We start from the raw sequence: 14,016 nt of genomic DNA, 5'->3' as shown, positions 1-14,016 counted from the left end.
TTGCTCCTTATTTGGCGGCCATGCGCAAGGCACCGTCGAGACGGATCACCTCGCCATTGAGCATGCTGTTTTCAATGATGTGGCGTACCAGCGCGGCATATTCGGCGGGCTTGCCCAGGCGTGGCGGGAACGGCACGCCGGCAGCCAGGGAGTTGCGGACTTCGTCGGTCATGCCGGCCATCATCGGGGTTTCGAAAATGCCCGGTGCAATGGTCATCACCCGGATACCAAAGCGCGCCAGTTCCCGTGCGGCAGGCAAGGTGAGGCTGGCGATCGCGCCCTTGGAAGCGGCGTACGCAGCCTGGCCGATCTGCCCATCGAATGCCGCCACCGAGGCGGTATTGATAATAACGCCGCGCTCGCCGTCGGCATTCGCCTCGGTTTCAGCGATAGCCGCAGCGGCCAGGCGCAACAGGTTGAAGCTGCCGACCAGGTTGACGTTGATCACCTGGGCGAAGCTTGCCAGGCCGTGCGGGCCATTCTTGCCGAGGATCTTCTCGCCACGCACCACACCCGCGCAGTTGACCAGGCCATGCAAGCCACCAAAGGCCTCGACCGCTGCCTTCACCGCCGCTTCTGCAGCGGTTTCCTGGCTGATGTCTGCTACGGCACTGCGGGCGTTGTCGCCCAGTTGCTCGGCCTTGGCGGCCACAGCGTCAGCGTTCAAGTCCACCAGCATCACCTTGGCACCTGCGGCGACCAGCATTTCAGCCGTGGCCGCGCCGAGTCCCGACGCGCCGCCGCTGACCAGGAATACCTTGTTTTCAATCTGCATCGTTGTTTCCTTTTAAAGGGATCACGCCACGGCCGCCTGGGCCTTGGCTATTTCCTGATTGCGCAAAATAAAGCGTTGCAGCTTGCCGCTCGGGGTCTTGGGCAAGTCGCTGACAAATTCGATTTCCCGCGGGTACGCATGGGCGGCCAGGCGCTGACGCACATGCAGGCGCAACTCTTCAGCCAGCTCCGGGGTGGCACGGTATTGCTCACTGATCACCACAAAGGCTTTGACCAGCTCGGTGCGCTCCGGGCAAGGCTTGCCGACCACGGCAGCCTCGACCACCGCAGGGTGTTCCACCAACGCGCTTTCCACATCGAAAGGGCCCACGCGGTAACCGGATGTAGTGATCACGTCGTCGCTGCGCCCGACAAAGCTGATGCTGCCGTCCGGGTTCAGCTCCACGGTGTCGCCGCTGAGGTAGTACTTGCCGACGAACGCCTTGGTTTTCACGCCGTCGTACCCGGCAAACCAGCACATAGGCGATTGCTCGCGGTCGATGGCCAGGATGCCGGGGTGGCCGGCCGGCAGTTCCTGATGGTTGTCATCCAGCACCACGATGCGATGCCCTGGCGAGGCAAAACCCGCCGAGCCGACATGCACCGGATGCGCCAAACCATGGTGATTGCACAGCACCATGCCTAGCTCGGTCTGGCCGTAATGGTCGTGGATGGTCACGCCCAGGTTGTCGGCGAACCAGCGGATCACCTCCGGGTTCAATGGCTCGCCGGCGCTGCTGACGATGCGCAGCTTGCCCTTGATCGAACGGGCGAACTGTTCGCCACCGGCAATCAACAGCCGATACGCCGTGGGCGAGCCGGTCAGGTTGGTGATCGCGTATTTATTGATGACCCGGCAGGTGCTTTCCAGAGTGAACGGGCCATCGTAGAAGGTAATCGGGTGCCCCATGGACAACGGCCCGGTCACGCCGAAATAAATGCCATAGGCCCAGCCAGGGTCGGCAACGTTCCAGAACGCGTCCTCGGGGCGCAAGTCCACGGCGTCGCGCATGTAGCCCTGGAACGCGACGATGGCCTTGAGCGGTACCGACAGCGCCTTGGACGGGCCGGTGGTGCCGGAGGTGAACATCAGCAGGAACGGCTCCTCTGCGCCCAGCAGCACCGGCTCGCAGTGAGAAGAGTAATTGGGCAGTTCGGCCCAGAAGCTGTAGTCGCCCCGCACGATACCTTCGCCTTTGGCCCCGGCGACTGTGACGATGGTCGGGCAGTCGGCGACCTCCGCCAGCTTGGGACGGTTCACTGCATCGGTGACTACCAGCGCTGCGCCAGAGCTGTTCAAGCGATGTTCAATCGCCTTGGGGCCGAACGCGGTAAACAGCGGCTGATAGACCGCGCCGATGCGCCACGTCGCCAGCACGACCACTAACAATTCGGCAGTACGGGGCAACAGGCCCGCCACTTTGTCACCGCGCTTGACGCCCTGGGCCAGCAGGAAGTTGGCGAAACGTGCGGCCTGCTCCTGCAGTTCGGAGAAGGTAGAGGTGGCGCTGCGCCCGTCCTTGCCTTCCCAGAACAACGCGATGCGCCCCGGCAGCGCGTGACGGTCACAGCATTCCACACAGGCATTGAGCGCCTGCAGATTGCCGGCCAGTGCGGCGTCGACGGTATGCTGGTAATCAAACTCGGTGGTGGCAGCCAAATACTCACGCATCGCTTCCTATCCTTCTGTGTTTTTATTTTCAGGACGTTTACAACTCGATAAACCGCTGAAATAGTCGCTCCAGAGCGGCGCAGCGGCAATGGTCAAAGCCTTCAACTTGGCTGACTGGTTTGGCCAGTCCGTAGTGAACACGGGGGGCTTTTTCGCTTTTCTGTGGGAGCTTTGCCTGCGAAGACGGCGTGTCAGTTACCACACCTGTTACGGCATCACCGCTTTCGCAGGCAAGCCAGCTCCCACAGGGTTATCTATCGCCCACGGAATCAGCGCCAAGCGCAAATCTCTGTAGGAGCGGGCTTGCCCGCGAAGGCGGTGTGTCAGTTACCACCTCAGTCACTCAACCACCGGTTTGACACTCGCCTTGCGCTGGCCGAAGCTGTCCACTTTTAGCTGCCCAAGCTTTCGGACGCCTGCATGTCAAAGTCACGCCGTTACTCCATCATCGGCCTGTGCGCCCTGTTGCTGATCGTACTGATCACCTGGTTTTTCTCCCGTACCCCGGCAGTGGCCGTCGCCCCGGCCATCGCCCATGGCTATTCCAAGGCCTTGAAGCAGGCGCATAACGGCGAGCCTGGCGCCGCACGTGTGTTGTACCAACAGCTGGGCCGGCCGGATCTGTCGCCCGAACGCCGCGCCGCCTTGCATGCGGAGCTGCCCAATTACCCCAGCCCCCAGGCGCTGAAACTGGCCGACAAAGACCTGGCCAATGAGTCGGCGCTGGTGCGCGAAGCCGCCATTCACAGCATCGTCGGCCTGGTGCCAACCGGCCAACGTACCTTACTGCTCGGCCCGGTGCTGGACGATCCCGAACAATCGGTGCGCTTTGCCGCCGCCAACGCCTTGCTTGGCCTGTCGCCCGATACCCTGGGTTTGTACTTTGGCCCCCTGCAGCAGGTGCTCGACGAATTCGTGACAACGCTGAAGGCCCAGCCCGAAACGGCTGAAGGCTGGATTCAATTGGCGCGCCTGTACATCCACAGCGCCCTGCTGCCGGAGGCGCAAAACGCCCTGGAGCAGGCAATGCGCTTGCAGCCGGACAACCTGCAAGCGGTGGTATCGCAAATCGAACTGCTGGACAAACAAGGAAAGACTGACGAGTCGCGTCAACTGCTGGCCCGACAATTGGCTGCGCACCCCGAGTCGGCCTACCTGCAACATGCTCTGGGCATGTGGCTGCTGCACCATGGCGAGCGCCCCTACGCTCTGCTCGGCCTGTCCAAGGCGGTGGAGCTCGCGCCGGACAACCCGGATTATCGCTACGACCTGGCCACGACCTTGCACGCCCAGGACGAAGTAGAGGCGGCCCAGCGCCAGTTGGAAGAAATCGTCCAGCGTCACCCCGCCAACCGCAAAGCCCGCGTGCTGCTGGTCAACTACTGGAAAGAGACCGGCCAGTTGCAGAACGTCCAGGTGCTGCTCGCTCAGCTGGAGCAACAGAACCCGGATGATCCGGCGCTACAGCAGGGCCTCTGACCTGCGATCAGTTCAGCACTGCAAAAACTTGTAAAAGCGCCCTCTCTTCGTACAAATCATTCAAAACGTTGAACCGCCAGTGGCCACTACGGTCAAGTGAATATGGCGCGTCCCATTCGGCGTGCCCCTCTACTTGTACGTGACCTGAGGGCACTTCTTGAGTACATCCAAACAGCTGTTGAGTGAAAAGGCGGCCACCGGCGTCGAAGGTCTTGATGACATTCTTGCCGGGGGGCTATCGCGAAGCCACGTGTTTTTGCTCGAAGGCGAACCCGGCACCGGTAAAACCACCGTGGCCCTGCATTTTCTGCGGGCCGGTGCGCAGAACGGCGAACGTTGCTTATATATCACCCTGTCCGAAACCGAGCACGAACTGCGCCAGGGTGCCAAATCCCACGGCTGGGACCTGGATGAGCATATTCATATCTTCGAGCTGACCCCTCCGGAAAGCCTGCTCAACGCCGATCACCAGCAAAGTCTGCTGTATTCCTCCGACCTGGAACTGGGCGAAGCCACCCGCCAGATCTTTGAAGTGGTAGAACGGGTCAAGCCGACCCGCGTGGTGGTCGACAGCCTGTCTGAGATCCGCCTTCTGGCGCAGAGCTCCTTGCGCTATCGCCGGCAGATCCTGGCGATCAAGCACTACTTCGTACGCTATGACGCCACCGTACTGCTGCTGGACGACCTGACCACCGAGTCCCTGGATAAAACCGTGCACAGCGTGGCCCACGGCGTGATTCGCCTGGAAGAACTGACCCCCACCTACGGTGCCGAGCGTCGGCGTATCCGCGTAGTGAAATACCGTGGCCAGAAATACCGTGGCGGCTTTCATGATTTCACCATCATGGGCGACGGCATTCACGTGTTCCCGCGCCTCGTAGCGGCCGAGCATCGCGGTGGTTATAACCGTCAAACCTTGAGCAGTGGCATCGAGGAGTTGGACTCTTTGCTCGGCGGTGGTATCGAGACCGGCTCCAGCAGCCTGATTCTCGGCCCGGCGGGCACCGGCAAGTCGCTGATCTCGATGATCTTCGCCGCCGCCGCCGTGGCGCGAGGCGAAAAGGCTGCGCTGTTTATCTTCGATGAAGAACTGGGCCTGCTGTTCGAGCGCATGAAAAACATGGGCATTGATCTCGCCGCGCTACGGGACACCGGCAACCTGCTGATCGAACAGGTAGACGCCGCTGAACTCTCCCCCGGCGAATTTTCGCACCGGGTTCGTCGCTGCGTGGATGAGCGCGGCATCAAGACGGTGGTCATCGACAGTATCAACGGCTACCAGGCCGCCATGCCTGAAGAAAACGCGTTGATCCTGCATATGCATGAGCTGTTGCTGTACCTCAACCGCCGCGGTGCCGCGACCTTCATGACGGTGGCCCAGCACGGCCTGGTGGGCGACATGCAGACGCCGGTCGACATCACCTACCTGGCTGACACCGTGATCCTGCTGCGTTACTTCGAGGCTCTGGGCAAAGTTCGCCGGGCCATTTCGATCATCAAGAAAAGGACTGGCTCCCATGAATCGACTATCCGCGAATATCGCATCGGCAGCCGTGGCATGACCGTGGGTGTTCCCCTGGATAACTTCCAGGGTGTGCTGCGCGGCATTCCAACCTATATGGGCGCCGGCTCCCCTCTGCTCAAGGATGAGGGCTAGTGCCGGCCCTGTCCCCCGTCTCCGAGCGCGCCATCGTGCTGGCGCCCATGGGCCGCGATGGTTCATTGGCGCTGATGATGCTTAACGAAGCCGGCTACAGCGGCATCGTCGCCAGCAACCTGGGGCAAGTGTGCGAAGAACTGGCGCAAGGCGCCGGCCTGCTCATCATTGCCGCCGAGGCGCTGCGAGGCGTAGACCTTGAACCACTGCTCGAGCAATTGCACCAGCAGCCGGCGTGGTCCGACCTGCCGATCGTACTGATGACCCACCATGGCGGCAAAGAGCAGAACGGCTCCACCCGGCTCAGTGGCTTGCTGGGCAACGTCACGTTTCTGGAGCGGCCTTTCCACCCCATTACCCTGATCAGCCTGGTGAGCGCCGCGCTGCGCGGTCGGCGTCGCCAATACGAAGCACGGGACCGGTTGATTGACTTGAGCGAGAGTGAACTGCGGCTGCAGCGCACCCTGGAAACGCTTGAGCAGCAAGTGGAAGAACGCACGGCTCAACTGCGCCACAACGAAGAGGCCTTGCGCCAGTCGCAGAAAATGGAAGCCGTCGGCCAGTTGACCGGCGGTATCGCCCATGACTTCAACAATATGCTCACGGGCATTATCGGCAGCCTGGAACTGCTGCGCAGGCGGGTATCCCGAGGCAAGCTGGATGACCTGGACAGCCTGATCGACCTGGGCGTGACCTCCGCCAATCGCGCGGCCAGCCTCACACACCGGTTGCTGGCGTTTTCGCGCCGACAATCGCTTGACTCCAAGCCCGTGCAGATCAATCAACTGGTGGCAGCGATGGGCGAGTTGCTGCAACGCAGCATCAACGAAAGCATCAGCCTGGACATGCGTCTGAGCGATGCCCTATGGACCGCCGAAGCCGACCCGAACCAGCTCGAAAGCGCCCTGCTCAACCTGGTGATCAACGCGCGCGACGCCATGCCCACGGGTGGCACGCTGACCGTGGAGACCACCAATCGCCACCTCGACAGTGTCTTTACCGCCGCCTACGGCACCTTGATCCCGGGCGACTACGTAGAGCTGAGTGTCAGCGACAACGGTTGCGGCATACCGCAACATCTGATGGGCCGCGTGTTCGATCCGTTTTTTACAACCAAACCCATCGGCCAAGGCACCGGTCTTGGGTTGTCGATGATCTACGGCTTCGCTCGCCAGTCTCATGGGCATGTGACCATCCACAGCGAAGTCAACCAAGGCACGACGGTCAGCCTGTTTCTGCCGCGCTTCATCGGTGAGCCCCAGACACAGGCGCCGCTCAACCCGACACTGCTGCCGTTTGCCAATGCTGGGGAAACGGTGTTGATTGTCGAGGATGACCCCGCGGTTCGGGTGCTGGTCAGCGCTGTGCTCAAAGAACTGGGGTATGGGTTTATCGAGGCTGGGGACGCGAATACGGCGGTACCGATCATTGAATCCGAACAGCGCATCGACCTGATGATCAGCGATGTCGGCTTACCCGGTATGAACGGCCGGCAACTGGCGGAAATCGGCCGGCAGATTCGTCCTCAACTCAAGGTATTGTTCATCACCGGCTATGCCGAGCACGCCGCCGTGCGAGGGGGGTTCCTGGATCCTGGCATGCAGTTGATCACCAAGCCGTTTACCTTCGATTTGTTGACCGCCAAGGTCCGAGAAATGATCAGGGCCTAGGGCGGTCACGCCACCTGATAAAAGGAAAACGTCGAGATGCGCAGGGTCTCAAGTTGTGGGGTATTACGCCAATAACCGCTGGATATGCTCCTGCAGCGTATCCAGATCGAACGGCTTGGCCAGGATCGGCGCATTGCGCGTGATGGGGCTGTGGCAGTCCAGAATTTCCTGCGGGTACCCGCTGATAAAGATCACCTTCAGCTCCGGACGCAATTTGATTGCCGGCTCGGCAATCTGCACGCCCGAGATCCCACCCGGCAGGCGGTAATCGGTGACCATCAAGTCCAGGTGCGGTTTGGTCGCAAGGATTTCGAAGGCCTGCTCCCCGTCGATCGCCTTCAAGACCCGGTAGCCCAAGCCTGCCAGGTACTCGCCCAGCACAAACATAATGGATTCGTCGTCCTCGACGATCAGTACGACATCTTGTGCATCTTCACTCATGGGAAGCCTTTGTCCGGTCAATTGCTGCAGTTACGACCATGGGGTCACGCAGAGGTTGCGTCGGGGTGACGATTGATTTCACTCGGCCACTTCCAAGGGCAGGCATACCCGGAACAGGGCGCCCTCACCTATCTGACTCTCGACCTCAATCGTGCCGCCATGGGCCGCCACGATCTGCTCGGAAATAAACAGGCCCAGGCCCAGGCCGGCTGCGGAATGGTTGGCCGAAACCCGTTCGAACTGCTGGAAAATACGCCTCTGGTTCTCCTCGCTGATACCAATGCCATGGTCGCGTACCTCTACCCGCGCTTCGCCATGCTCGGTATACACCCGCACCTGCACCGGGCTCTTGGCTCCGTAGCGCAGGGCGTTGGTCAGCAGGTTGGTGATCACCTGCTCGATACGGAACTCATCCCAACAGCCTTCCACCGGGCTTTCGGCCTGCAATTGCATGGACGACTCGGCGGCTGCCACTTGCGGCGCGAAGTTATCCACCAGGTTGCGTACCAGTTGTGCCAGGTCGATGCGTGCCGGGCGAATCGACAGCTTGCCGGTACGGATACGCGACACGTCGAGCATGTCCTCGATCAGGCGGATCAAGCTCTGGATCTGGCGCTCATCGCGGTCAACCATGGCGTGCATCTTGTCCAGGGTAAACGCCGCGGCGTTGTCCCTGGCCAGGTGCATCTTGCGCAGTTGGGTCTCCAGGATCAGCCCGTTGAGGGGCGTACGCACTTCGTGGGCAACAATCGACATGAAGTCGTCACGCATGCGCACCGCCTGCTCCAGCTCGGCCTGGGTGGCCTGCAGGCGCGTGAGCAACAGCTCCTGCTCACGGCGGCTGCGCTCCAGCTCTTCAACTTGCAGCTTCATCGCCTTGCTCTGGCGATACAGGTCGACGAACACATTGACCTTGCTCTTGACCGCATGGATATCCAGCGGCTTGTGCAGGAAGTCCACCGCGCCGCTTTCATAGCCCTTGAAGGCGTAGTTGAGTTCGCGCCCAGCGGCGCTGACGAACACGATGGGGATGTTCTTGGTCTTTTCGGTGCCGCGCATCAGTTCGGCCAGTTCGAAACCGTTCATGCCAGGCATCTGCACGTCGAGGATCGCCATGGCGAATTCATGTTCCAGCAACAGGGACAACGCCTCGTCGGCACTCAATGCCTTGAAGACCTGACGATCCTCACGCTTGATCAGCGCCTCGAGGGCCAGCAGGTTTTCCGGCAGATCGTCGACGATCAGCAGTTTGGCCTGGACAGTACTTAACATGGGAAGGGTTCCAGGGAAGCCAGCAATGAGCCGATTCGGCTCAAGGAAAGAATATGGTCAGGTGTGTGCAAGGCCAGGGCCGCCAGGGGCATGACGGCAATGCGTGCCTCTTGTGGGTCCTGCACGATGGTAATGCCACCCGATTGCTTGACGTGAGCCAGCCCGCTTGCGCCGTCCTGGTTGGCGCCAGTCAACAAAATGGCGAGCAGGCGCGGCCCATACACATCGGCCGCCGAGGAAAACAGGTAGTCGATGGCGGGTCTGGAATGGTGCACCCGGTCTTCCTGGCTCAGGGACAGGCTGCGGTCCTGCTCTACCGAGAGGTGATAACCGGGCCCGGCAAAGTACAAGGTGCCGGCCTCCAGCGCTTCTTTGTCCCTGGCCTCCTTGACCGGGATGTTCAGGCGCCGCGCAAAGACTTCTGCCAGTTGGCTGCGTCGCTCGTCCGGCAGGTGCAGCACGGCAATGATCGGCAGAGCGAAGGTGCTCGGCAACTGGCCGAAAATACTCAGCAACGCCTCAACGCCGCCGGCGGAAGCGCCGACCACGATGGCTTCGATCCCCGAAATCGGGGTGTCTGGTGCGTCGCTCATGATTTTCGGTAGATCCGTTCCTGCTTGACCAAGGGCTCGAATTGTTTGCTGTAGGCGGAAAAATCCAGGGTTTCCTTGCTGCCCAACACCAAAAAGCCGCGATGACACAGCGACTCATGAAACAAGCCAAACGCTCGATCTTGCAATTTTTTATTGAAATAAATCAATACGTTACGACATGAAATTAATTGAGTTTCTGAGAAGACGCTGTCGGTCGCCAGGCTGTGGTCGGCAAAGGTCACGTTCTCGCGCAATGTCTTGTCGAAGATCGCGTAATCGTAAGCCGCCGTGTAGTAGTCAGCAAATGAACGTTGCCCGCCGGCCTGCTGATAATTGGCGGTATAGGCGCGCACGTTCTCCAGGGAAAAGATGCCCTGCTTGGCTTTATCCAGCGACGCGGGGTTGATGTCCGTGGCGTAGATGATGGTGCGTTCCAGCAAGCCTTCTTCACGCAGCAGGATGGCCATGGAGTACACCTCTTCGCCCGTGCTGCAGCCGGCGATCCAGATCTTGATCGACGGGTAGGTCTTGAGCAGCGGCACGACTTCCTGGCGAATCGCGAGGAAGTGCGACGGGTCGCGAAACATCTCGCTCACCGGGATGGTCAAGAACTGCAGCAACTGCATGAACGCGGCGGGGTCGTGCAACACGCGCTCTTGCAGTGCGGAAATGGTCGCGCAGTCGAACTGACGCAAGGCATGGGCCACACGGCGTTTGACCGAAGCGCCCGAGTAGTCGCGAAAGTCATAGCTGTACTTGAGGTAAATCGCCTCGATCAACAGGCGCAGCTCAATATCGCTGCTCTTATCCAAGAAACACTGCTCCACTTAAATGCGTTCCATCTTCGGTAGCCATACGCGAATCAGTGAGAACAGGCGGTCCAGGTCAATCGGCTTGGCCAGGTAATCGTTTGAGCCTGCTGCCAGGCAACGTTCCTGATCGTCCTTCATGGCCTTGGCCGTCACGGCAATGATTGGCAGTTTTTTCCAGCGTGGGTCCTGGCGGATCAAGGCGGTGGCCTCGTAACCGTCCATCTCCGGCATCATCACGTCCATCAGCACCAGGTCGATATCGTCCACTTCATTGAGCTTGTCGATGGCTTCCTGGCCGTTACGCCCGATCACCACCACCGCGCCTTTGTGCTCCAGGGCGCTGGTCAGGGCGAAGATATTGCGTACGTCGTCGTCCACCAACAGAATTTTGCGCCCCTCGAAGACCTTATCGCGGCTGCGGGCAGTCTTGAGCATCTTCTGGCGGTCATGGGACAACTGGGATTCGACTTTGTGCAGAAACAGCGTGACTTCATCCAGCAGACGCTCGGGCGAGCGCGCGCCCTTGATGATGATCGAGCGTGAATACTTGCGCAGTTCGGCCTCTTCATCCCGGGTCAGGTTACGCCCGGTGTAGACGATTACTGGCGGGAACGAGCAGATGTCCTCGGTGGCCATACGCTTGAGCAGCTCGTTGCCGAGCATGTCCGGCAGCTTGAGGTCGATGATCATGCAGTCGTAGATAGTGGTGCGCAGCAGGTCGAGGGCTTCCTGGGCAAAGCCTACGGCGGTGATCTCGATGTCATCGTCGCCGATCAGGCGGGCAATGCTGTCGCGCTGCAGGTCATCGTCTTCCACCAGCAGGATGCGCTTGACCTTCTGGGTCAACTTGGCTTCCAGGCGCGCAAACACGTCCTTGAGCTCTTCGCGGGTAGTAGGCTTGACGGCATAACCGATGGCGCCCATGTGCATGGCGGCTTCGACGCGGTCTTCCACGGAAATCACATGCACGGGGATATGGCGCGTGTTGGCGTGTTCCTTGAGGCGTTGCAGCACGGTCAGCCCGGAGTGGTCTGGCAGGCGCATGTCCAGCAGGATCGCGTCAGGGATGTACTGCTCGGCAAGGCTGTAGCCCTCGTCGGCACCGTGGGCGACCAGGCAGTGGTAACCCAACTCGTGAGCGAGGTCGAACAGGATTCGCGCAAAATTCGGCTCGTCTTCCACTACCAGGATGCAGCGGGTGCTGAACGGTGCTTTTTCGCGGTCGTCGGCAAAGCGTGGGATCAGCCTGGCGTCGGCCACCGGCAATGGCGACACCTTGACCGGCGCAGGCGCTGGTGCGACCACCACTTGGCGCGGTGGCTCGATCGGCGCCGCGTCCTCGTCGCGTTCGACATACTGTTCAGGCAATACGAGCGTGAAAATACTGCCTTTGCCCGGTTCGCTGGTCACACTGATATAGCCGCCCAGCAAGGTGGCCAGGTCACGGGAAATCGACAAGCCCAGGCCAGTACCGCCGTAACGGCGATTGGTGGTGCCGTCGGCCTGGCGGAAGGCTTCGAAGATGCTTTCCTGTTGATCCGGGGCGATACCAATGCCGGAATCGCGCACGGTAAAGGCAATGCCCTCCCCCGGCGCGCGGGACACCGACAGGCTGACCTCGCCCTGTTCGGTGAACTTGATGGCATTGGACAACAGGTTCTTGAGGATCTGCTCCAGGCGTTGGCGATCAGTAAACAGCAGGGTTGGCGAGCCTTGCTGCACGTCCACCTGGAAGCCCAGTTTGCGGTCCATTGCCAGTGGCTCGAACATGCCACGCAGGCCATCTACCAGGCGTTCGACGCTAGCGTTTTCCGGGCGCACTTCCAGCTTGCCGGCTTCGACCTTGGAAATATCCAGGATGTCGTTGATCAGGTTGAGCAAGTCATTGCCGGCTGAATAGATCGACTCGGCGAACTTCACCTGCTCGGCGCTGAGGTTTTCCTGGGGGTTATCTGCCAGCAGTTTGGCCAGGATCAGCGAGCTGTTCAGCGGTGTACGCAGCTCGTGGGACATGTTGGCCAGGAATTCGGACTTGTACTTGCTGGAACGCTGCAGCTCATCGGCACGGTCTTCCAGCTCCAGTTGGGCCTGGTTCAGCTCGATGTTCTTGCGGTCCATGGCGTCGCGCTGTTCGGCCAGGGTCTGGGTCTGTTCGGCGAGTTGCTCGTTGGTCTGCTCCAGCTCAGCCTGCTGGGTTTCCAGGTGGGCCTGGGATTCCTTGAGGATGCGCGACTGTTCTTCCAGCTCTTCGTTGGCGGTTTTGAGCTCTTCCTGCTGCACTTGCAGTTCTTCGTTGAGCTGCTGGGTCTCGGCCAGCACTTCCTGCAAGCGCTGGCGATAGCGCGCGGCTTCGATGGAGGTGCCGATATTGCCGGCGATCAGTTCGAGCAGTTCGATATCACGCTCATCCAGCGGGCGCAGGAAACCCAGCTCGACCACACCGTTGACGCGGTCGTCATCGCTGGTGGGCACCACCAACACACTACGGGTCGCGCCCTCGCCCAGTCCCGAGCTGACCTTGAAGTAATCCACCGGCACATCGTCCAGGCGAATCAGGCGACCGCGCTGGGCGGCCTGCCCGACGATGCCTTCGTCGCTGTAGATCGACTGTTCCTGTTGTTCCTGCTCGCGGGAGAAGCCATACGTGGCCACACGCTTGAGGCCGCCGTGTTCTTCACGCACGTACAGCGCCGCGACGGCCGAGCCCATGTATTGGGCGAAGAACTGCAGAATATTGCGTCCCAGCATGTTCAGGGTCAGTTGGCCCAACACTTGCTCGGCGAGTTCGGTCTGGCCATTGCGCAGCCAGGCGGTTTGCTCCAGGCGCCGCGCAATCTTCTGTTGTGACGCGAGGTTTGCACTGTAACTCTCTGAAAGAGAAACTAAATTCTTCCTGCCGATATAGGCCAGAAAACCACTTAGCCCGAGTACAAACACCAGGTAAAGCGCAACACTGATCACCGTTGTGCGGGTGACTTCTGCGTTACGGGTGATACGGAACTGCTGCTCCATCGCCACCGCGTCTTCGTATTCCTTGCGAATTTCATCGGTGAGCCGCTTGCCCCGGCCCGCCTTGACCGCGCCACGGTAATCACCGCTGTTGCGCTGCAGCTCAATCATCGACTGCGCGTAGTTGTTCCATTCGGTTTGCAAGGTTTCCAAGCGCTTGAGTCGGTCGACCTGCTGCGGGTTGTCGGCCACCAGATCCTGCAAATTGCGCAGGTCGGCAATGATCCGCGGCTTGGCCACTTCGTACGGATCAAGGAAGTGCTCGTCACCGGTGATCAGGAACCCGCGCATACCCGTTTCCAGGTCAACCGTCAGTTTGGACGTCTCATTGAGGTTGTTAATGACGCGGTCGGTGTGCTCCACCCACTGGATCACCGAGAGCAGATAGGTAATCAGGCAGACGAAAAACACCGCGCTGAGCACGCCCACGCCCAAGGGCAGGGCCACGTTTCGGCTCAGCAGGGTACGAAAGCTTTTTTCATCGACGGACGACGCGGGTGTCATGGGCATGCCTTGGCCAAATGCGGGAAAACCGCAAGTTTGCCCGAATAACATCGCTCAACGCTATGTTTGTGCGTTGATTGGCAGCGAATGCGGTCAAGCGCATGGCGCCGGTACCTTTGTGAGCCATCACGCA

Annotated in this window: 10 protein-coding genes; 3 read left to right on the top strand and 7 right to left on the bottom strand. The window is 60.4% G+C overall.

Translation table 11 applies throughout. The features are described from left to right. Nucleotides 1–7: 7 nt before the first annotated feature. Together JJD66_RS06870 and JJD66_RS06865 are read right to left on the bottom strand one after the other, a co-directional pair. Nucleotides 8–775, bottom strand: a complete 768-nt coding sequence (locus tag JJD66_RS06870; RefSeq protein ID WP_200647842.1) for an SDR family NAD(P)-dependent oxidoreductase — start codon at nt 773–775, stop codon at nt 8–10. A gap of 21 nt (nt 776–796) precedes the next feature. Further along, the gene (locus tag JJD66_RS06865) at nt 797–2,446 is read right to left on the bottom strand and encodes an AMP-binding protein (RefSeq protein WP_200647841.1); all 1,650 of its coding nucleotides are present in this window, start codon (nt 2,444–2,446) and stop codon (nt 797–799) included. A 420-nt stretch (nt 2,447–2,866) separates the two neighbouring features. Here JJD66_RS06865 and JJD66_RS06860 point away from each other — a divergent pair, with 420 nt between their 5' ends. From JJD66_RS06860 to JJD66_RS06850, 3 genes are all read left to right on the top strand, one after another. Then, on the top strand, nt 2,867–3,925 hold the full coding sequence (locus JJD66_RS06860) for a tetratricopeptide repeat protein (protein ID WP_096144636.1): 1,059 nt from the start codon (nt 2,867–2,869) through the stop codon (nt 3,923–3,925). A 157-nt stretch (nt 3,926–4,082) separates the two neighbouring features. Beyond that, nucleotides 4,083–5,582: an ATPase domain-containing protein gene (locus JJD66_RS06855; protein WP_034127457.1), complete on the top strand. Its 1,500-nt coding sequence runs from the start codon at nt 4,083–4,085 to the stop codon at nt 5,580–5,582. Then, nucleotides 5,582–7,252 (top strand): ATP-binding protein, encoded by a 1,671-nt coding sequence (locus tag JJD66_RS06850; protein WP_200647840.1) that lies wholly within the window; start codon nt 5,582–5,584, stop codon nt 7,250–7,252. The genes JJD66_RS06855 and JJD66_RS06850 overlap by 1 nt, the downstream gene beginning before the upstream one ends. Before the next feature lie 63 nt (nt 7,253–7,315). Here JJD66_RS06850 and JJD66_RS06845 read toward each other — a convergent pair whose 3' ends face one another. The 5 genes from JJD66_RS06845 to JJD66_RS06825 form a co-directional block, all read right to left on the bottom strand. Then, nucleotides 7,316–7,693: a response regulator gene (locus JJD66_RS06845; protein WP_032897270.1), complete on the bottom strand. Its 378-nt coding sequence runs from the start codon at nt 7,691–7,693 to the stop codon at nt 7,316–7,318. 78 nt (nt 7,694–7,771) lie between these two features. Further along, the gene (locus JJD66_RS06840; protein WP_105226864.1) at nt 7,772–8,965 is read right to left on the bottom strand and encodes a hybrid sensor histidine kinase/response regulator; all 1,194 of its coding nucleotides are present in this window, start codon (nt 8,963–8,965) and stop codon (nt 7,772–7,774) included. Next, on the bottom strand, nt 8,959–9,558 hold the full coding sequence (locus JJD66_RS06835) for a chemotaxis protein CheB (protein ID WP_054896518.1): 600 nt from the start codon (nt 9,556–9,558) through the stop codon (nt 8,959–8,961). The genes JJD66_RS06840 and JJD66_RS06835 overlap by 7 nt, the downstream gene beginning before the upstream one ends. Further along, nucleotides 9,555–10,385 (bottom strand): CheR family methyltransferase, encoded by an 831-nt coding sequence (locus tag JJD66_RS06830; protein ID WP_019817062.1) that lies wholly within the window; start codon nt 10,383–10,385, stop codon nt 9,555–9,557. The genes JJD66_RS06835 and JJD66_RS06830 overlap by 4 nt, the downstream gene beginning before the upstream one ends. Beyond that, nucleotides 10,386–13,883 (bottom strand): response regulator, encoded by a 3,498-nt coding sequence (locus JJD66_RS06825; RefSeq protein ID WP_200647839.1) that lies wholly within the window; start codon nt 13,881–13,883, stop codon nt 10,386–10,388. Nucleotides 13,884–14,016 lie beyond the last annotated feature (133 nt).

The organism is Pseudomonas sp. MF6751, from assembly GCF_016613265.1.
GTDB classification, from domain to species: domain Bacteria; phylum Pseudomonadota; class Gammaproteobacteria; order Pseudomonadales; family Pseudomonadaceae; genus Aquipseudomonas; species Aquipseudomonas fluorescens_BV.
This window is presented reverse-complemented; position numbering and strand designations above follow the sequence as displayed.